The 19,696-nt window shown below is 60.9% G+C and carries 16 protein-coding genes; 10 read left to right on the forward strand and 6 right to left on the reverse strand.

Translation table 11 applies throughout. The features are described 5' to 3' along the window. Positions 1 to 411 precede the first annotated feature (411 nt). The gene (gene gltS, locus AC3WOG_RS22535; protein ID WP_492580157.1) at positions 412 to 1,611 is read left to right on the forward strand and encodes a sodium/glutamate symporter; all 1,200 of its coding nucleotides are present in this window, start codon (positions 412 to 414) and stop codon (positions 1,609 to 1,611) included. A gap of 32 nt (positions 1,612 to 1,643) precedes the next feature. Here the strand turns inward: gltS and AC3WOG_RS22540 are convergent, their stop codons facing one another. After that, positions 1,644 to 2,288, reverse strand: a complete 645-nt coding sequence (locus AC3WOG_RS22540; RefSeq protein WP_492580158.1) for a hypothetical protein — start codon at positions 2,286 to 2,288, stop codon at positions 1,644 to 1,646. A gap of 289 nt (positions 2,289 to 2,577) precedes the next feature. Here AC3WOG_RS22540 and AC3WOG_RS22545 point away from each other — a divergent pair, with 289 nt between their 5' ends. Continuing rightward, positions 2,578 to 2,988, forward strand: a complete 411-nt coding sequence (locus tag AC3WOG_RS22545; protein WP_492582409.1) for a hypothetical protein — start codon at positions 2,578 to 2,580, stop codon at positions 2,986 to 2,988. 82 nt (positions 2,989 to 3,070) lie between these two features. Here AC3WOG_RS22545 and AC3WOG_RS22550 read toward each other — a convergent pair whose 3' ends face one another. Both AC3WOG_RS22550 and AC3WOG_RS22555 read right to left on the reverse strand, forming a co-directional pair. After that, positions 3,071 to 6,376, reverse strand: a complete 3,306-nt coding sequence (locus AC3WOG_RS22550; RefSeq protein WP_492580159.1) for a mechanosensitive ion channel domain-containing protein — start codon at positions 6,374 to 6,376, stop codon at positions 3,071 to 3,073. A 118-nt stretch (positions 6,377 to 6,494) separates the two neighbouring features. Then, entirely contained in the window at positions 6,495 to 9,020 is a 2,526-nt protein-coding gene (locus tag AC3WOG_RS22555; protein ID WP_492580160.1) for a hypothetical protein, read from the reverse strand. Positions 9,021 to 9,380: 360 nt separating this feature from the next. Between AC3WOG_RS22555 and AC3WOG_RS22560 the strand changes: the two genes are divergently transcribed. Continuing rightward, positions 9,381 to 10,142 carry a bestrophin-like domain gene (locus AC3WOG_RS22560; RefSeq protein ID WP_492580161.1) on the forward strand — a complete coding sequence of 254 codons (762 nt, stop codon included), beginning with the start codon at positions 9,381 to 9,383 and terminating at the stop codon, positions 10,140 to 10,142. A 50-nt stretch (positions 10,143 to 10,192) separates the two neighbouring features. Here the strand turns inward: AC3WOG_RS22560 and AC3WOG_RS22565 are convergent, their stop codons facing one another. After that, entirely contained in the window at positions 10,193 to 11,029 is an 837-nt protein-coding gene (locus AC3WOG_RS22565) for a transporter (RefSeq protein ID WP_492580162.1), read from the reverse strand. Between the two features lie 292 nt (positions 11,030 to 11,321). Here AC3WOG_RS22565 and AC3WOG_RS22570 point away from each other — a divergent pair, with 292 nt between their 5' ends. Then, the gene (locus tag AC3WOG_RS22570; RefSeq protein WP_492580163.1) at positions 11,322 to 11,627 is read left to right on the forward strand and encodes a hypothetical protein; all 306 of its coding nucleotides are present in this window, start codon (positions 11,322 to 11,324) and stop codon (positions 11,625 to 11,627) included. A 118-nt stretch (positions 11,628 to 11,745) separates the two neighbouring features. On the opposite strand, the gene AC3WOG_RS22575 is transcribed toward AC3WOG_RS22570, so the two are convergent. Together AC3WOG_RS22575 and AC3WOG_RS22580 are read right to left on the reverse strand one after the other, a co-directional pair. Next, the gene (locus AC3WOG_RS22575; RefSeq protein ID WP_492580164.1) at positions 11,746 to 12,486 is read right to left on the reverse strand and encodes an acetoacetate decarboxylase; all 741 of its coding nucleotides are present in this window, start codon (positions 12,484 to 12,486) and stop codon (positions 11,746 to 11,748) included. 39 nt (positions 12,487 to 12,525) lie between these two features. Continuing rightward, complete coding sequence (locus AC3WOG_RS22580; protein WP_492580165.1) at positions 12,526 to 13,674, reverse strand: patatin-like phospholipase family protein; 1,149 nt, start codon at positions 13,672 to 13,674, stop codon at positions 12,526 to 12,528. Between the two features lie 639 nt (positions 13,675 to 14,313). Here AC3WOG_RS22580 and AC3WOG_RS22585 point away from each other — a divergent pair. From AC3WOG_RS22585 to AC3WOG_RS22610, 6 genes are all read left to right on the forward strand, one after another. Beyond that, on the forward strand, positions 14,314 to 15,888 hold the full coding sequence (locus tag AC3WOG_RS22585) for a sensor histidine kinase (RefSeq protein WP_492580166.1): 1,575 nt from the start codon (positions 14,314 to 14,316) through the stop codon (positions 15,886 to 15,888). Further along, complete coding sequence (locus tag AC3WOG_RS22590; protein ID WP_492580167.1) at positions 15,885 to 16,520, forward strand: response regulator transcription factor; 636 nt, start codon at positions 15,885 to 15,887, stop codon at positions 16,518 to 16,520. The genes AC3WOG_RS22585 and AC3WOG_RS22590 overlap by 4 nt, the downstream gene beginning before the upstream one ends. Positions 16,521 to 16,681: 161 nt before the next feature. Then, positions 16,682 to 17,068, forward strand: a complete 387-nt coding sequence (locus AC3WOG_RS22595; protein ID WP_492580168.1) for a response regulator transcription factor — start codon at positions 16,682 to 16,684, stop codon at positions 17,066 to 17,068. A gap of 152 nt (positions 17,069 to 17,220) precedes the next feature. After that, complete coding sequence (locus AC3WOG_RS22600) at positions 17,221 to 17,781, forward strand: lipid-binding SYLF domain-containing protein (RefSeq protein WP_492580169.1); 561 nt, start codon at positions 17,221 to 17,223, stop codon at positions 17,779 to 17,781. Positions 17,782 to 17,973: 192 nt separating this feature from the next. Further along, a complete protein-coding gene (locus AC3WOG_RS22605; RefSeq protein ID WP_492580170.1) occupies positions 17,974 to 18,447 on the forward strand; it encodes a glycine zipper family protein in 474 nt (157 codons plus the stop codon). Between the two features lie 27 nt (positions 18,448 to 18,474). Next, on the forward strand, positions 18,475 to 19,692 hold the full coding sequence (locus AC3WOG_RS22610) for an efflux RND transporter periplasmic adaptor subunit (RefSeq protein WP_492580171.1): 1,218 nt from the start codon (positions 18,475 to 18,477) through the stop codon (positions 19,690 to 19,692). Positions 19,693 to 19,696: the final 4 nt, after the last annotated feature.

The following is a 19,696-nucleotide window of genomic DNA, read 5'->3' on the forward strand; positions in this document are numbered from 1 at the left end:
GAACCCCTCATGCATGGTCCAGACGCTATCCGATGAATGAAACCCCCTCGCGCTCGTGACGGCCATCGAGCGCTTTCTTCTCGCCAGGACTTAAGAGCGAAACTTTCGAACGCGGCGATTTCGGCGCGCGTGCTCTGACGACGAAGCGCGCCGCACACTAGCTCGACGCCGGGAAAGTACCTACACTCGGCATCGCCGCAGGCCGTGGCGTCGGCTTTACGATGAGCCTGTTCATCGGCTCGCCCGCGTTCGACAGCCCTGAATGCTTCGCTCCGTTCGGCTGGACACAATCGCGGCGCAACGCTATCGGGCACTATCGGTTGTCTGCTTCTCAGGTTCGCATCGGGTCACGCCAGGATACCCGCTTCGCGCGGGGTCAACTAATCGGCCTCTCATCGGGGGAAAAACATCGTGAGCCTCGACACGCTGGAAACGCTGATGGCCGCCGCGCTGGTTCTGCTGCTCGGGCGGCAGATCCTTGCCCGGACATCCATATTGCGAACCTACAGCATTCCCGAGCCGGTGGTCGGCGGCCTACTGGTAGCGTTGCTGGTTTTTGCATTACGCAGCACCTCACATATCGAAGTGCGTTTCGATACGACGCTTCAAGCGCCGCTGATGCTCACTTTCTTCGCCACCATCGGTCTTAACGCAGATCTGGCAGGGTTGAAAGCAGGCGGGCGTGCGCTCATGGTCTTTCTCGGCGTAGTTGTCGGCTTGCTCGTGATGCAGGATGCGCTCGGTATCGCCCTCGCCTGGGCGTTGGGGCAAGATCGCCTGCTCGGCCTGCTAGGGGCGTCGGTGACCCTTTCAGGCGGTCATGGCACTGGCGCGGCATGGGCGAAAGTGTTCGCGGAGCGTCACGGGCTCGCTTCAGCAACGGAAATTGCGATTGCCTGTGCCACGTTCGGCTTGATACTCGGGGGATTGGTCGGCGGGCCGGTTGCGCGTTTTCTGATCACGCATCATGGCCTTGCCCCCAAGCCGGAACCCGAAGTTGCAGCCGCAACCGGTTTCGAGCAACCCAAAGCTGTTCGCCCGATCACGGCCGAGGCCCTCATCGAGACAATCGCGTTGGTCGCCGTTTGCCTTGCAGTCGGTTCGGCGCTCGCATCCTGGATAAACGGCACTGCGTTCGAGCTACCCGCGTTCGTGTGCGTATTGTTCGTCGGTGTCGTCCTGCGCAACGGCCTCGCCATGCTCGGCTGGTATCAGGTCCTTGAGCTTGCAGTGTCGCTGCTCGGCAATGTGAGCCTCGGACTCTTTCTCGCGATCGCGCTGATGAGCCTACGGTTATGGGACCTAGCCTCGCTTGCGTTGCCGCTTTTCGCCATCCTGGTCGTGCAGGCGATCGCGATGGCCGCCTACGCCATTTTCGTCACCTTTCGAATCATGGGACGCAACTATGATGCGGCGGTGCTGTCAGCCGGACACTGTGGCTTCGGCCTCGGCGCCACGCCGACCGCGATCGCCAACATGCAGGCCATTACGGATCGGTTCGGGCCTTCCCACCTGGCGTTCCTGGTGGTGCCGATGGTAGGCGCGTTCTTTATCGACATCGCAAATGCAATCGTCATCAAGTTGTTTCTGCTACTGCCGATTTATCGATAAAGGCAGCCGGGCCGACTGCATGGTGAACCCTTTCACCGTACGCACGATACGTAGCTTTTATGCGAATCGTAGTAACTGCTTATTCGGCCATTGCCAAGATTGACCGCCTTGTGGAATCCCTTGCCGGCCAAGGTGTGTGACCAATATAGGCTGCCGCCCCCCCAGCCATAGAGACCACCTGGATAGCGCGAATCGTTTTTTGGCGCGACGATCGCGTATTTGCTCCCCGTACCTGTACTGTTATCAGTGTTCGCGTACGCGAACAGCGCCTTCAGTTCATCGACCGTCGGTAGCCGCATATCGCGCTTCGCACAGTGGTACAGCGCGTCGTGGTAGTCGTAGCGCACCACCCGTGATCCATTGAAAGGGTCTGGGGCGCCTTTCGTCGCGCCCGGGGATTTTTTCTCCCACGGATAGGTGTCGGTTGCGGGGCGGCTAAAGCAGGTCTTGTTGTAAGAGAAGACGGTCGTGCCACCGCCGAACATTGGATACGTCCCCTCAGGCATGCAGATTTCTTCAGTGGCGACCGTCGTGTCCGCCCGTGCTGCGGCGGGCGAAAGACTCAAAGTCAGAAACGGTACTGCAATCGACAATACGCGAAGCAGCACCAATTTCCGATTCCACTTTCCGCTGATGAAAGTCATGACAGTCCGATAGTTTTGTTCATGATCGACCATGTGGACACGACCTGGTTGCGTCACATACCCCGGCCGGGCCGGGAGCGTCAGCCACAGCCCAATGATCCCGAAACGCTTGCATCCTGGTGCGTGAAGCTAAGCCCGGAAACGGAGGAAGTAAACGTCTTTTTTGGTGGGGCAAATAACTGATAACCCATTTTATTAAGCTGCTGGATCACGGCCCGGATGTATCCTTCGGATAGGGCGTCGCAGTCGCACCGAACACGCGAGCATGGAAGGTGGGTTCAGCGATTCCGGTCGCAGCGCCTTGAGTCGTAGCGGTGATGACATGAAGCGTATTTACCTTCTGATTGTGCTTTGCAGTGCGTTGGCCGCCTGCATATCGGCGGGCGTCGACGTCAAACCAGAGCAACTGTCGAGCTTCAAGCAAGGCGTGACAGGCCTTGACGAGGTTGTCGCCGTGCTTGGATCTCCAACGGCACAGACCACGCTAAGCGATGGATCGACTGTGCTGATCTATTCATTCGTCACATCCCGGCCTCGTCCCGAAAGCTTTATCCCGCTCATCGGTCCGCTCTTCGGCGGGGCCGACACGCAATCTTCGACAGTCGTGTTCGAGTTCGACGAATATGGCGTTCTCACGAGTCAACGCAGGACGACATCGAGCGGCGCATCGGGATTGAGTGCGAAGAGGCCCGGCACGCTGCCGCGGACGGATGAGCCAGGTCAAACGAAGTAGCTCGAGCCCGGCGTTTCCGTGAATGCGGGAGATCTGGCGCTCGGCAACATCAGAAGGCTCGCTATGACGCGTGATCCATTGATTAACGAGAGGCGGTGGCACCCGCTGCGGTTCCATCCTCCGTGCGCGGTGCCGCGTCGTGCGCCGGCAGCGCCGGGAGTCCGGACTTGAGATGAACATCGCGCTGCGGGAACGGAATTTCAACTCCCGCCTGGCGCAACTCACGTTCGATCGCCGTGAGCACATCGTGGGTGGCGGGAATTCGTTGATTGACGCCCTCGATAAAGAATCGCGCCTCAAAATCGAGTGAACTGTCGCCGAAAGCGAGGAAGAATACGCTAGGGGCGGGATTCGTGAGGACATAGGGCACTGAGCGCACTGCTTTCAGGATCGTTTTGCACGTAGCCTCAGTGTCGGATCCGTAGGCGACGCCGACCTTCAGCACTACCCGCGTGATGTGATCACTCAGCGTCCAGTTGACGACTCGCTCCGTGATGACGGTCTTGTTCGGTATCACCACTTCCTTGCGATCGAAATCGGTCACTGTCGTGGCGCGCGCCTGCATACGGGTCACGACGCCGGTCACGTCTGCGACAGTCACGGTATCGCCGATACGGATCGGCCGCTCGAACAATATGATCAAACCGGAGACGAAATTTGCAAAGATCTCTTGCAGGCCGAAGCCGAGGCCCACGCCCATGGCCGCGACCAGCCATTGAATCCGGGACCAGTTGCCGCCCAGCACACTAAACACCGTCACCACCGCCCCACCCACAATGACGTAGCGGGCCACGGTTCTAATGGCATAGCGGCTGCCGCCTGAGAGACGTGCCCGATCTGGGAACGCAATATCAAGGAAGCCGCCGATGTTTTTGACCGCAACGACAGCGACAAATCCTATCGTCAGGGCGAGCATCACGCCCCCGAGGGTGACGGCGCGCTCCACCGTTTGCCCCTCCTCGACATCGGTATAGGTCCAGAGAGAAATCTCGTTTAGCAGGCTCAGACCCGGCAATGCTCCGTGCCAGACCACCAGCACGGCAACCACCAGCAGTATCGCGGATAACGCACGCAACAACCGCGTCGCCTGGGCTCCGATCGAGGCCAGGTCGGGGCGCTCCAGGTTCTTGCGCGCCCCGTCGATGAGAACTTCTGCCTCCCGATCCATGCCCTGCGTCCGCGCGCGCTCAAGTTCGTCGCGTCGGTCGCGCAACCAGCGCGCGGTCAGCGTATGGAACAGCGCGATCGCTGCCGCAGCGAGGCAACTGATCAGCGTGAGCCGACCGAAGACCTGCGCAGCATTGTAAAAGCCAACCGCTGACAGTACCGCGAGCGATAACGGCACCACACAAGCGAACCCGTAGGCCGCATATTTCATGGCCACATTCCGGTCCTCCGCGCCTGGACCGAAATATCGCGAGAGAACCCGGCCACCCGGCCGGAAGGTCATGCCGATCATTCCGGCGAACACGATGAGCGACAGCATATGCGTTAGGCGCCCAAGCGAGGCCCGCACGATGAGATCGTCGTAGTGGGACGCGGCCAGGTTGACGAAGCCCAGCGGCACCACGAGGAGCGTGAACACGCGTGATGCGCGGCGTAACACACGCGCTGACCGGGCGTCCCGTCCGAAATGCACCTCGGCAATGCCAGCGGGACGAAAAAGCCGCGAGAAGAACATCCCTACGAGTACACCCCACGCAGTCAGGCCGAGCCCCTCGCCGACAGCATTGGCAAATTCTGAAGCCGTCGACGAGACGACGATCAGGTTGCCGACCGTCCAGATGGCCAGCGGCAGCGGCGCAACGACGAGCAGGGTGGTGCCGAGGGCCTGCACGGTGGAGGCGACGTTGGGATCGTCCCCTGCACCCTTGCGTTCGGAGAGGTGCTGCAGACGCGCAAGCAGACGCTTTCGCGCAGCCAGGATGGCGAACACGGCGCCAAACAGGACAAGCACTTGCAGCGAGCGTTGCTGCGCCTGGGTCTCGATGGTTTCGCCTACCTCGCGCCAGCTCTTTGGCGAGGCCAGCCACCGCAGCGTCTGCGGCAAATTACTGAAAGACCGTTCAGACAGGGGGGCCACAGGCACCCAGAACAGCGCCTTGTTGATCAGGCTGCGATAGTCTTGCGCGGTGCTCAGGAGCTGGTCCTCGGCGGCGACGAGTTCGTCCAGTGTGTTCAGGTAGGTTCGCTGCGAGGTCAACAGCCGATCGAGCAGTTCCTTGCGGTCCGCAATCAGGGCCATCGCTTCGTCGCGCAGGGCCGCGAACTCTGCCGGGCGCGTGCGCGCAGCCTCTTCGCGCATGACGGCGTCGAGTTCCTGGTCCGGGTTCGCAAGGCGACGTTGTTCGCGCTCGACCTGGAACGCAGCCGCAGCGATTGACTCAGCAGCCCGCGCCCGTTCGCCGCGCGCGCGACGGAACTGCTCCGCTTCAGGCAGCGCGGCAGCGCGCTCCGCGAGCACCCGGGCCAGTGATTCCGTGAGCTTGCTGCGCTCCAGGCTGAGGCGCGCGCGCTGAAAATCGACCGCCAGCTGCTCCGCCTCCGCCGTGCGCCGATCGCGAGCTTGCCGTAACGACTCGATTTCTTTCGCCGTCTCGGCAAGCTGTGCAGAGCTTTGCACATTGGCCGCCGCCAATCGACTCAAGGCGGGACTGCGGTCCACCAACTGCCGTTGGCGTTCGGAGGCCTCCTCTTCGGCCCGCCGTGCGTCTTCGACTCGGCGCTGATCGACGAGAGCCACCAGCCGCTTCAGGTCAGCATCGTCGCGCTGCAATTGCGTCCGAATCACTGCCCGCCGCAGCTGTGTCAAACGGGCCAATAGAGGTTGCGCATCGATGCGGCTGCGCAAGGCGTCAGCCTGAGCTTCGCGAACCAGCAGCGCGGCTCGCCTGGCCTGCATCTCCGTCATGGTGAGCAAAGTCTGACGTGGCGCACCTGAAGCAGTCTGGATCTCTTCGCGCAACCGCTCCAGACCGGCTTGCGCCTCGCGCTGCGTGTTGCGCAGCTCCGCGGGCTCCGTGTCGACACGTTCGATTTCGAGGTCGAGCATCGCGAGTTCGGCGCGCGCCGAGGCCTGGCGAGTCTCGGCCTGGGCCAGCGCCTGCTCCAGTTCATTGAGTGTGCTGCCGGAACTCGAAGGGCCGGCAACCACCTGGTCTGATTCAGCGCGCAGTTTTTCCAGCGTCCGCTCCAGGTCACGAATCTGGTCCGGCGCATCGCGCATCAACTGACGATCGGTCTCCGCTTGGGCACGCAGCTCGGGAACACGCTCCAGATCCACGAGCGCCGCGCGGGACAGTTCCACTATGCGTGCCTTGGTGGGCACATCGATGTCTTTGCGGACCTCTGCTTCCCGGGCCGTGCGCCGCACCTGTTCGACGGTCAAGTCAGCGTTCGAACGAACCACGGGAGGCTCCCCCTGCGCGACCACAGCCGTCACGGTTGCGCCGACCAGCAACAGTCGCGCGATGGTCAGGGGACCAACCAGACGGGTTTTGCCTGGACTACTGCCGACGGAAACCACCACCGCCACCCCTTGCGCCGCCCGCGCCGTTGGCTCTCCGTTCGACACCGCCTCCCGATTGTGCGTAGCGTTGACTCTGGATCGCACCTCTCTGACGATTCTGCATGTCGTTGTTCAGCCCTCCAAAGGAGGGCTGTTCGCTGGTCCGGTTGATTCCACCAGCAGCATTTTGAGGCTGGGCAGTGGCCCTGCTCGTCGGTGCTGGCGTGGTGCGCTGCTGCTGATAGTTCTGGGTTCCTTGCTGAGCGGGCCGGGGATTCGCCGGCTGGGCTCCTGCGGACCGTTGTTGCTGATAGCTCTGGGCGCTTTGCTGAGTGGCTCCGGCCTTACCGGACTGTGCCCCTGCAGCGCGCTGCTGCTGATAGCTCTGCGCGTTTTGCTGAGTAGCGCCGGTGTTCGTCGTAGTGGGCGTTCGCTGGGGCTGCGCGGATTGCGCTTTTTGCGGCGACGACTGCGGTGTCGGTTTGTTCACATTGGACCAGGAACCGTTATCGTATTTCTGCCAGCTCCCACCCGTGTTCTTGTACACATTGCCATCACGTCCTGCGTAAAGGTCGCCGTTTGCTGTCTTACCCGCTACGGCTCTGCCGTTGGCCGCGCTTCCAGCAACCGCCTTGCCGCCTGCCGAATTCTGATAACTCCCGACCGAGCCCTTCGCTGTGGTGGAGTGCTGCGTCGCCGCCCACTGGTTCCCCTTCGTCACCACAGAGCTTCCCCACTGGCCGTACGCGTTCGATCCCTGGCGGGTAGCGGCATAGGCGCCGGTGTAGGGGTTATAAGCCTGCCCGACACTTGCGCTGCCGTACTTCCCGGAAGCCGTGGCGCCGCGCGCGTAGGTACCGGTATAAGGGTTGTACGATGCGCCCCATTGCGCGCTACCCGCCGGGCCATAGGCACTGCCGCGTACGCCGCGCGCACCTGTATAGGGGTTGTAGGTCGGGTATCCGTACGGCGCCGGACGCGGGTAATAGACCGGATACGGCCCGTAGCCCACGCGGACATAGGGCGGATAGTAGTAGCCGTTGCCTTGTGCAACGATTGCGCCGACGGCCGCGCCTGCGATAAACATGCCGAGGTATCCGGCGGTGTAGCTAGCCTGGACAGACCCGCCTGGCACGACCTGTTGCGTCACGTAAGTGACGTTATAAACGGGCGACGCCGGCGGGATCGTATAAATCACCTGGGGCACTGAACTGCTGGTTTGCCACGGTCCGGCTGGCGACGGCGAATCGAACCATACGCCCCGTGAGCAGAGGTAATAGCGATTCTCTACCTTGATGATCTTGTCGGGGGTGTTGGTTGCGTAGGCGAGCGTCGTGCCTTGGATCGGTGCGAAATTCGGTTCGCCGCTGTATGCGACTTTGATCTCGGCAGCGGCCGCGGCAGGGTTCACCTCAACGGTCGTCGGAATCTGCGCGAGCAGCACCGCATCGTCGGCTTCCGGCGTGCCGGGCACGGAAGCGAGGACTCGCGAGGCTGGGCTGTCGCGAGGAATTCTGGCGAAATCGGCCGGCAGTTGGTCCGTTGCGAACGTCCATGGCCCACTGGGGCTGGGCGACGAAAACCACCGGCCCGCGGTCAGATAGTAGTAGGTCTTTGTCGGCGCGTAGACGAACACATCGCTGTCGGTATTCTTCGCGAATACCAGCCCGGTGCCGGCAATCGCGGCGTAGACCGGTTGGCCGTCGAACACGATCAGCTCAGCCGGCGTGCTGCTGAAGAAGACCGCCGGCGGTTTCGCAGCTTGCTTCGCAGATGGCGGAATGAAGGGCTTCAGGTCCGTCCAGGTGGGGTCGGCGGGAACCTTCGTCATCTTAGCAGGGAGTGTCTTCGTTTCCGCCCATCCGGTTTTCATGTCGGTCGACGTCATCCATGACTGACCGGTAAACAGGTAGTACTGGTGGGCGGCGTTATCGACGAACAGCGGCCAACTGGCGTTGACGACGAATGAGAGGTCTGAATTCTGGATTGGCGCGGGTACTGGGTCGCCGTCCACAAACAGCAGGACTGCCGGCCCGAAACTGACGAAGATTGCCGGTGGATCGCTCTTGATGCGTGCGACCGGTGCTGCCTTCTTTTTGTCGATGCTCGCCACCAGCCGATCCATCGACAAGGTCAGCGACGCCTGCGGATTGAGAAACTTTCGCACCAGCTGGTCTAGCTTCTGGCTCGTTGCCTCGTCCGCACCGGGGAAAGCGGTACCGGTAATTTGCGGATTGCTTAAAAGTACGTTCCGACTGTCGATATCCACGTCGGTGTGCGTTTGCAACGTGATCACGCCCACCTGCGGCTTGCCGCCGCGCTGGGTGATGCTAATCGCCATTCGACCGGTCAGTTCCTTGAAGTCTTTCCAGTCGTCGATCTGCGGCTGGTAATAGGTGAGGGTCGCGTCGCCCTGGACAATTTCACGCGGCCACCCAGGGTCTTGAGTCGCGGCGCGGACCGGCTGCATGGCCGATAACGCCAATGCCAGCGCCAACATTCGGATGGACAGTCTGGAAGTCACGATGCTTTGCTCCTGTCCGCCTCACGGTACTTCCGCAGCGCGGCCCGTGCCATGGACGGAAGGCGAATGAGCAGACACGGGGTACAGATGTTGGCGGCCGGGTCGCTGTTGCCGTCAGTAGCGCAGCTAGAAAGATAGGTTTACCAAAGCGTGCATGCAATTGGACCTTGGTCCAATTGCATGCAGCCGCGCAGCGAGCAAGATGCGGAACAGTAAGAGGGAATGACCAGACTTCGTCAATCGCGCGATTCGTGGAAACAGGGGTAACGTCGGCGCCGCGAAGACGCGGGGCCGGTAAGCGCTCCGATTCGAAGACGGGCGCTATGTGCAATACCAGAACCAGAGACGGAGGATTGCCGGGTGAACCACCTCGTCATCGCGTTGATTGTGTTCTTATGCGTTGTTGGCAGCGCGCTGCTTGGCTCGTATTTGCGCGTCGTGCTGCCGCAACACCACCTTAGCGATGAATCAACCGATGTCGTCAAACTGGCGACCGGCCTGATCGCTACCATGGCCGCCTTAGTGCTTGGCCTGCTGATCTCGTCGGCGAAAGGCTCGTTCGACACGACCAATAGCGAGATTGTGCATAGTGCCGCCAACATCGTGCGCCTTGATCGCGTGCTGGCCAGATATGGACCGGAAACGCGGGAGGTTCGCGGCTTGCTTAAACGTATCACCGCCACGTCGATAGAGGTACTCGCTTCCGGCGATCCGTCGCAGCTGGCGCGACTGAGTGGGCCAGAGGCAGTGGGACGGGGGGAAGACTTCCAGCGCAAGGTGGAGGAACTCTCGCCGCACAACGCTGCGCAAAGTCAATTGCAGATACGCGCCCTCCAGATCGTCGATGAAGTGTTCGCCGCGCGCTGGTTGGCGTTACTACAACAGAAGGGTTCAATCCCCATACCGCTACTGGTGGTTCTGGTGTCCTGGTTAGCCATTCTCTTCGGCACGTTTGGTTTGTTTGCCCCTCGCAACGGTACGACCATCACAGTGTTAGTCATGGGTGCACTGTCGACTGCCGGCGCAATTTTTCTGATCGTGGAAATGAACACGCCGCTCGATGGGGTAGTCAAAATCTCGCTTGAGCCCATGCGCGCTGCGCTCGCCATTCTTGGCGAGTAGCCGCTCGATTGCGGGGGCGTTGGCTCTGTCGGCCACGCACTCAAGCACGATCAGCGATTGAACCAGTGGTATTGGAGAGCGACCGAGAAGGTTTGAAAATTGCCGCCGACGCGTGTTATCAGCCCACGCGACCACGCGAGCTTTGCGGACCATTTCTCGGTAAGCGGCACCGACAGCGTGACGCCGTAGCGGACACTGCGCTGGAGGTCCTGATCCTGGACGCCGTTCACGCCTGTCCGGCCGCCCGTGAAATACGTCGCGTCCGCGGCGAGCCAAAGCCCGGGGCGCCAGGTGTAGCCGCCATGCAACTGGAACTCGGGTATCGGATCCTGGCTGCGCCTCCGTCCGCCAAAAAAATCGTTGTTGTCTGTGAAGAACCACACGCCCGCTGCGCCCTCCACGAACCAGTTGCCAATCGGCTGGGACAGTCCGATTTCTGGCTTGAACGACCATCGGTTCGACCCCACGTTGATCAGGCGGGACGGTACGTACCGGCCTGTCGGTGCAACCACGCTCACACTGACACCGAGGACAGTGGAGGGTCTGCGCCGCGCGAATTCCTCCGGTGTGAGCGCCGGATCGCCCAGCAGATTCACGGCGACCCTGAACCGCACGTCGCCCAGTCCCGTTCGATAGGCATGCGCCGGCCTACCCTCGACGTCGCCGGTTACATTCGCACTCGCGTACGGGACGGACACCGCGACGCTCGCGGTATGGCCACCGACGCCGAAGCTGTGCGAATAGCCGAATGCATACGTGTTGATTTTGGCTTGCACATTGGCAATCGGCAACGAAGGGTCGACCGAGAAGCCGCCGCTCGATCGTGCATAGCCGACCACCACGAAATTCGTTCCGACCGGCGCAGCCGAATAGGCGCGTGGTTCCATTTCCTGAGCACTTGCCAACGCGGGCCAGAGCAAAGCCACACCGACACGTGCCGGCCGAAAGCGCCGGGCAGCGCGCGTTGCCGAACGGATGTCAGCCTTGCAACCCGATTTGACTGTGTGCTTCGAGTCGATCGATGGTTTCGGCATTGTCGCGACGTTCGTTCCCGATTGATGTATGAGACGGCTGGACCATCGGTGCTCGCAATAGGACCAAGGTCCAATGTGCGTATGACTGCATCCGACTAATCTGGAAGATGCGCGAGTCCGGTCGCGCCGTTCCTGGGAGAGAGTCATGACGAGTTCTGTACGCACATTCACGGTTCTGCTTACGTTGGCATGCGTCGTGCCGTCGTCGAACGCATTCGCGAACTGTGCCACTAACGCGCGCGGCGAGACCGTTTGCGGCAACGGACAGGCGGCCGGCGGCTATAACCCGAATACGGGTAACGCGTGGAAGGCCCAAAAGAATCAGAACGGCGTCACGACAACCCAGACAAGCAAGGGCGGAGAGGCCAAGACAAAGAACGGTAAGGGCGTGTATAAAAGCCCGAGTGGGAAGACATGCTATCGGAGCGCCAACAGTCAGGGATGCAATTGAATGTATGAAGCTGCTAGCCGTTTGCGCGCGCGGTGCTACTGTGGCTTTCCTCGCGCGCAGCTAATCCAGTCGATAAAAGGCCGCCGACCGATCGTGGGCCTTTCGGCGACCCGGCCCTTCATTCAGCGAGGTAGTCGTGCACAACGGTGCCAAGGCCAAGTGTGAGGTCAGACAGGATGTGCACGCCAGATATCACTTCAAGGACAGGCAGCGACGCGACGGGCGCGAGTGCGTGGTTGAGCAGTTCAAGCGCGGCAGGACCTCCCCACGCCCCCTTTACCGTGATGTCCTCGCAGAAATAGCGCACCAGTTCGCAGATGCGTGGCGAGCCATCCACGTGCGGAATGATCTTGAGCAGAAAATTGGGCGCGGACAGCGACGCGAGGATCTGGTCGTGCGGTAGCGCGCGATGCTTGTAACCCATCGTCGCAAGTGCGATCGGCACCGGGCCATATCTCAGGATGCCGCCGATGGTGTCCTTTTCGATCCGCAACTCAGGTGATGCGAGCTTCTTGGGAAATCCCCAGATTTCGCGGCCGCCGGCGATCGGCGGTTCGTCGTCGAGAAACATGGCGTGGACATAGCTGCCCCGCTGGCCCTGAAAGCTGACCGGAATGACCTGGCCGCTTTCAGTGTAGTCGCCAAAGCCCGTTGAATCGGGCATCCGGATGAATTCGAATTTTACGAGCGGTTCGGTCATTTCGAGGGGGGCTGGAATGACTTCGGCTAGTGCGTCCGGATCGGTCCGATAAGTGATGATCAGGAACTCCCGATCGACAAATCGATAAGGACCGGGCGGATACGCTGGGCTGGTGAGCGGCATGGCAAATGCGCGCTTCTTTACGTCGGTTTCGGTCATGTTGCACGCTCCCTATTTCGCTTGCGATAGTCCGACGTGTTACGCGGTCAGGTCGTAGATGCGCACGCCATTGCCCAGATCGGTGGCTTGACGCCATTGCGGGTTGGCGATCGACTTTTGGGCATCGCCGTATCCGAAGTCCCACAGTTCCATCACGGTCGCGCGTGAGAACTCGTAATCCTTAAAGTTCGACGAGCGCGTGTTGTGCCGGTTGATGAAATGGACAAGGGCGACGGCGCCTCGAGTGCTGATGGCGCCAAGTTTCTGGACGTCGGGGTCCGTTTGAAGCGAGGGTGGCAGCTTGTCGAGCAGGCGGTGCAGCGAGTTGCGAAGTTCTTCGATTTCGCTGACACGGGTCGTATTGAAACGTGTCTTGCTCGAGTACTGGATGTCCTTGGTGCGTTCCTGCACTTCTCTGAGGGTTTTGGGCAGTTCGCCGGCGCCGCTGAATACGTCGACCTGCAAGATCAACGCGCTCATTCTGTAGTCCTCGTCCAGAACGTACCAAAGTGGCGAGTTGCACGCGATACCGCCGTCCCAATACCATTCTCCATCTACCTGAACAGCGGGAAAACCCGGGGGCAGTGCACCGCTTGCCATCACATGCTTGGGGCCGATCCGTGTCTTGCTATTGTCAAAATAAACTGAGTTACCGGTGCGCACGTTGACGGCGCCTAGCGAAAGGCGCACCACTTTCCGGTTGATCAGTTCAAAATCGACCAGTTCTTCAAGTGATGCCCTGAGCGGGCCTGTGTCATAAAGGCTTAACGCCTCGAAGTTTCCCTCGTGCGAAATAAAAGGCGCCGGTATCCGTGGCGAAAAGAAACCCGGCACGCCAAATGCGACTGAGGATGCCGCACTCATGAAATTGAATAGTGGGCGCATCGGATCGAGCGATAGTGGCGGCACAAATGGGGCGTGTGCCGATACGCGTTCCCAGAACTCCCGCAATCGCTTTACACGCTGCTCAGGCAGATTACCTGCAATCAGCGCGGCATTGATCGCGCCAATCGACACGCCGGAGATCCAGTCGGGCGCGACGCCCGCTTCGGCGAGGCCGGCATAAACGCCGGCCTGGTAGGCCCCTAGGGCGCCACCGCCTTGCAGGACCATGACGGTATGGTCGAACTTGCCCCAGCTTGTGGTCGCGCTTGAGGGTTTAACCTGGTCCTCGTGTGCCTTTGCCATGACGAACCCACAAGTGGAGGGATGTTTGCGCACCACGGCCAAGCCGAACAGCCTTTTCTTTGCAGCCCTGGTTTATTTAAGCATTGCACGTAGTGAGCGTATATCTGCAGCGAGCCGACATCGGCATGGCTCCGGTTCTTTCGGATTCAACGATGACGTCATTCAAGCTACATGCTCTGCGAGGCGTGAACAATTGGACTTTGGTCCAATGCAACGGCTGTCCAGAACAGAGGTACCGAGTTGAGATGTAGAAGAATATACGTGCACGTCATTTGCTATTTTCTCATTGCGTACTAGGATTAATTTGCCGTTCGGTCTTATCCGGTCGCGGAAGTTTTTACTGGGATTTCCATCTGGCTGGCGGTGTCCACGTCCAGCCCTGCCATCTGCCATCTGCCACGCCAGCAAATCGCCGGACGAGCAACGCACAACAAAGGTGACGACTCGAAAGCTTGCCCATGACGCAGGCTTGGAGCGCGCACTGACGAGCGAATCACGATTCTGAGTTTCCGGCCGGCTTCGTAACATCTAGCGGCGGTAACCAGTCTCCGGGTCAAGGGGCTTTGCCTCTTATGGAAATCCAGAGCGAGTTCTTGTCAGCCCATCTCGCGGTGCCGACCCTTGAGAGGCAGTTCGGCCATGAGCATCGTCATGCCAGTCACTGTCGTGCTGGAAACGGCGGCCATCCTGTGGTTGCTGACGGTGCTGGCGCGACGCCAGCGGGCGACGACATCGATCGCTAGTCATATTTCGCCACTTCTGTCAGCGCGTTACGCTGCCCGCGCCATGCTCGGCCTGCGTGTGATGTGGACACGCTTATCGAGGATGGCCAGGAGAGCCAGTGCTTTCGACTCGTTGGCGAAAACAGGTTCGTCAGGAGAGACATGCGAGACACGCTCGGAGAACCTTCGCGACACGGAAGCTCCCCGCGTGCCGGAAGCGGGTCAACGTGGGACTCGCGCCGGGCCTCCATTTGCAGAGCGACTCCGCACCACGGCTTCCGCGAGAGTCGTTCACCGGGAACCTTCCGGGAGCGGCAGACGATCGGTGGACCCGGCGGGTCCACGCACTGGCGCGATCGAGCGAGGGAGCGGTGAGCGCTACTTTCGTGAGGCACTGGCGCTATTGCCGTTTGCGATTCTGATGCTGGGCGAGCATGGCCTCATGGTGATGGTCAACCCGCAAACTGCGAAGCTGTTTGGATACGAATGCGACGAAATAATCGGGAAACCTGTCGAACTGCTGGTGCCTGACCTGCACTTCGACAGCAATGCCCGCTTCTGGGCAGCCCCGTCCGCGTTACAGCAATCCCACGACCTGGTGCCTTCGCAGGAACTGTCTGCGCGGCGCAAGGACGGCACGGAGTTTCCCGTGGAAATCGGCCTTGGTGCATTTCGCTTCGACGACGACAACGTAACGCTCGCTTTCATCATCGACCGGACGGATCGCTATGAGTTACACCGCAACCGCCAGGAGCTCGCGCATCTGACGCGCGTGTCCACCATGGGCCAGCTGGCCTCATCGCTAGCCCATGAGTTGAACCAGCCGCTTACCGCAATCCTGAGCAACGTGCAGGCCGCGCAGCGGTTTATGGCTACGGATCCGATCGATCTGGGCGAGGTTCGGGAGATCCTGAATGACATCGTTCAGGATGACTACCGCGCAAGCGAAGTGATTCGGCGCATTCGCGCAGTCGTCAAGAAAGGCGATCTGGAGGTCGCGCCGCTCCACCTCGCGGGCGTGATCCGTGACGTGATCCTTCTGGTGCACAGCGACGCGATTGTGCGCGGAATGCGCGTAACACTCGACATCGACGGCGATCTGCCGCCGGTGCGCGCCGACAAGGTGCAGTTGCAGCAGGTCATCCTGAATCTCCTGCTCAACGCATTCGATGCGATGAACAATGTGCCGCCGCTCGATCGTGTGGTCTCCGTGACGCTCCGGCCCGAGAACAACGGCATGGTCTGCATCGCCGTTCGCGATCGGGGCCATGGACTGACTTCCGACAAGCTCGACAAGATCTTTAAGCCGTTCTTTACATCAAAACCCCAGGGGCTCGGTTTGGGATTGTCGATTAGCCGCTCCATCATCGACATGCACCGCGGGCGACTCTGGGCCGAAAACAACATCGATCGAGGCGCGACGTTCTATGTCGCTCTGCCCGCAGAGGATACGGCTGCGACGGGGCACGACGAGTCGCGATACTGGCCATGACAGATTCTGATTCGCTCGTGTTCGTCGTCGACGACGACGATTCTGTGCGCCGTGCGCTGGCGCGTCTGATCCAGTCCGCCGGCTATCGGGTGGAGACATTCGGTTCGGCACACGCATTTCTCGACAGGATGTCCGCTGATACCTGCACTGCGTGCCTGGTACTGGATATTCAATTGCCGGATCTCAGCGGTCTGGAACTGCAGCGCGAGCTCCATGCGGCGCTGCCGATCATTTTCATCACCGGATACGGGGATATCCCCATGACCGTAGGAGCAATGAAGGCGGGGGCAACCGATTTCCTGCCGAAACCGGTGCGTGATACCGATCTGCTGCGTGCGATCGGACAGGCGTTCGAGCGCCTGGCGCAAACGTACGCAGTCCATCGCGAACTGGATGCAATCCGCGTGCGTCTCGGACGGCTGACACCTCGCGAGCGGGAAGTGATGGCGCTCGTCGTGACCGGCCGTCTGAACAAGCAGGTCGCCGGCGAACTGGGTACGGTCGAAAAAACGATCAAGGCGCATCGCGCGCGCGTGATGGCGAAGATGGAAGTCACGTCGCTGGCCGAGCTTGTCCGCGTCGCGGACAAGCTCGGTCTCGGTGGTGCTGCTGAAACACGCGCATCGCGCTAAGCAGCGGCAATCTGGTGCGCATGGCGCTCCGTGCCGACGCGCTTCGCTTTCCGGTGTCCACTCGGGACCAAGGTCCAATATCGGCAAACCTGTCTGACTCGTAGGCTGTCGTATGGGGGAATGCGCTTGCGCATGCATTCCCGGACACTGGACTATTCACCATGGCAAAAGCCAAGCCCTTCGTTGTCGTCGTCGATGACGATGAATCGGTGAGCCGAGCGATCAAGCGGCTATTGCGCTCAATCGGAATCGCCGCCGACACGTTCGCAAGCGGCGACGCGTTCCTCGAGGCCCTGTCGTCCATGCCGTCATATCGCCCTGACTGCGTCATTCTCGACGTGCAGATGCCGGGGCTGAACGGACTGGAAGTCCAGCGACGTCTATCCGGTAGCGGCATACCTGTCGTTTTCATCACCGCCCACGACGACATCGGCGTGCGCGAGCACGCGCTCGCGGCCGGCGCGGTCGCCTATTTGCGCAAGCCGTTCAACGACGAATTGTTCGTCAAGACTGTACGCACTGCCCTTGAAGGCGATCAGCCGCCGTAGCGCAAGCGCGCGTTTGCGCATTCACGCGATATGGGACCAAAGGCCAATTGTTTTAGCGGGACGCAAACACCACTATTCACGTTGCCTGCGAAGAATTTAAGGCGGAAACGCGTTTCATACCGTGGTGTCAATTTCTGAATGGAGCACGCATCATGATCAAGTACCTTCGGCTGATTCTCGCGGTTCCCCTCTTTCTGTTTGCCGTGGCGTGTTCGACGAACCCGACTGTTGCCAAAGGTGGGGACCCCGAGTTAGACGCGCAAGCACGTCAGGCACTACAGCAACTATTCGACAACACGCCAAAGGCGAAGGATCTCCAATTCCAGGCGAAAGCCGTCGTCGTGTTTCCGAGCATCGTCAAGGCTGGGTTGCTAGTCGGTGCGCAAGGTGGAAAGGGCGTGATGTTTAGTCCGGACGGCAGGATTCTTGGGTACTACAGGGCGCGCGGGGTTTCATACGGGTTGCAAGCAGGCGCGCAAACCTTTTCGGAGGCGATGTTTTTAATGACCGACACGGCAATCACTGAGCTCACGAGTGGCACCGGATTGTCCGTTGGCGTGGGACCGAGCGTCGTGGTGGTGGATGCAGGGATGGCCAAATCGATGACAACTACGACATTGAAATCGGATGTCTATGCGTTCATTTTCGGCCAGCAGGGTTTGATGGCCGGTCTGGGCGTTCAGGGGCAGAGAATTGTCAAGTTTGACCAGTGAAGCGCGCAATATCCCCGCGCGGTCATAGCCACCGATGCTCTTACGCGAATCGCCTCGGTAATGCACGCCGAGCCGGACGCGCGATCGGGAGACCTGCTCGGGGGAACCGGGAAATTGTTTGCGCGTTGCGCAGACATTGACCGCTAGTAGCCAGTAATCAGGTCGACCGTAGAACATTGAGGACCTCAAGCCATGCAACGAATGCAGCGAGTCGCAATGGGTTTGGTGGTATGGGTGCTGACATTCGCCGCTGCCGCGCAGCAGCCGATCATCTATCCGGCCAAGGGGCAGAGCGCGCAGAAGCAAAACACGGATACCGCCGAATGCCAGTTGTGGGCGAAGCAGACGACCGGCGTGGATCCGGTCGCGATTGCACAGCAATCCGGTCAGCCGGGCGCTGCGCCGAAGCAAGGCGGAGCGGTCAAGGGCGCAGCCGGCGGCGCGGCCGTAGGCGCAGCAGTGGGTGCCATCGCGGGCAACGCCGGAAAAGGCGCGGCGATCGGTGCGGTGACCGGGACGGCGGGTGGCGGCATGCGTCAGCGTCGCGCCAACCAGGCCGCAGCTGAACAGCAGAAAGCGGGTCAGCAACAGACGTCTCAGCAGATGGCGACATTCAATCGCGCAGTTGCTGCGTGCATGACCGGGCGCGGCTACACGGTTCAGTAGACATCGATCGGGACGGGAGAGACATCCATGAGCAGGAACCGCCTACGTCTCGCCTTTGCCGCACTCGCCGCGCTCGCGCTGTGCGTCGCCTGTCACAAAGCACCTACGCTGCCCACAGCCGGACCGATCGAAGTCACCGTGATGCAGGTCGCGCAGCGCGATACGCCGGTCGATTTCGAATTTACCGCGCAAACCCAGAGCTCCCGCGAAGTCGAGATTCGCGCGCGCGTCGACGGTTTTCTCGACAAGCGGGTCTATACCGAAGGGCAACTGGTGCATGCCGGGCAGACCCTCTTTCTGATGGACCCCAAACCATTCGAGGCCGCTCTGCAAACCGCAAAAGGCGAGCTTGCGCAGCAGCAGGCGCGGCTCGGCGTCACGAAGGCGAACCTCGCCCGGGTGATCCCGCTGGCCGCGCAGAACGCCGTGAGCAAGAAGGATCTCGACGACGCGACCGGCAATGAAAAGCAGGCGGAAGCCGCGGTGATCGCCGCGCTTGGACAGGTGCAAACCGCCCAGCTAAACCTCAGCTACACGACGATCAAATCTCCGCTCACCGGCTTGTCGAGCTTCGCCAGGCAGCAGGACGGCAGCTATGTCACGGCCGCCGCCACGGGACTGCTGACCTACGTTTATCAGCTCGATCCGATGTGGGTCAACTTCAGCATTTCCGAGAATGAACTGCTGAAGTACCGCGAAGAGACCAGCAAAGGCCATCTGCGGTTTCCGGCCAATAACGACTTCGAAGTGACGGTGATTATGGCCGACGGCACTGAATTTCCGGACCGTGGCCATATCAACTTCACTAATCCGGCCTTCAGCACGGAAACCGGCACGTTCCTCGTTCGTGCATCGTTCGCGAACCCGAAGGGCACGCTGCGCCCTGGGCAGTTCGTCCGTGCGCGGGTGTCCGGCGCCACGCGCCCGAACGCGATTCTCGTGCCGCAACGCGCGGTATTGCAGGGCGCGAAGAGTCACTTTGTGTGGGTCGTCGACAGCGATTCGAAGGCGCATCAACGGGTGGTGGAGGTCGGCGAGTGGCACGGCGATGACTGGTTCATCTCGCAGGGATTGCAGCCAGGTGAAAGGGTGGTCGTCGACGGTGCGATCCGCGTTGCCGCCGATGCGCCGCTGAAGATCGTCGCAGCCCCGGCGGCGCCCGCGGCACCCGCCGCAACCGATGCGCCGGCGAGCGGAGCAGGAAAGGCCGGGGAGCGCACGTCCGACACTATGGCGGCGAAGTGAGCCG

It is taken from the genome of Paraburkholderia sp. FW306-02-B (assembly GCF_058782725.1).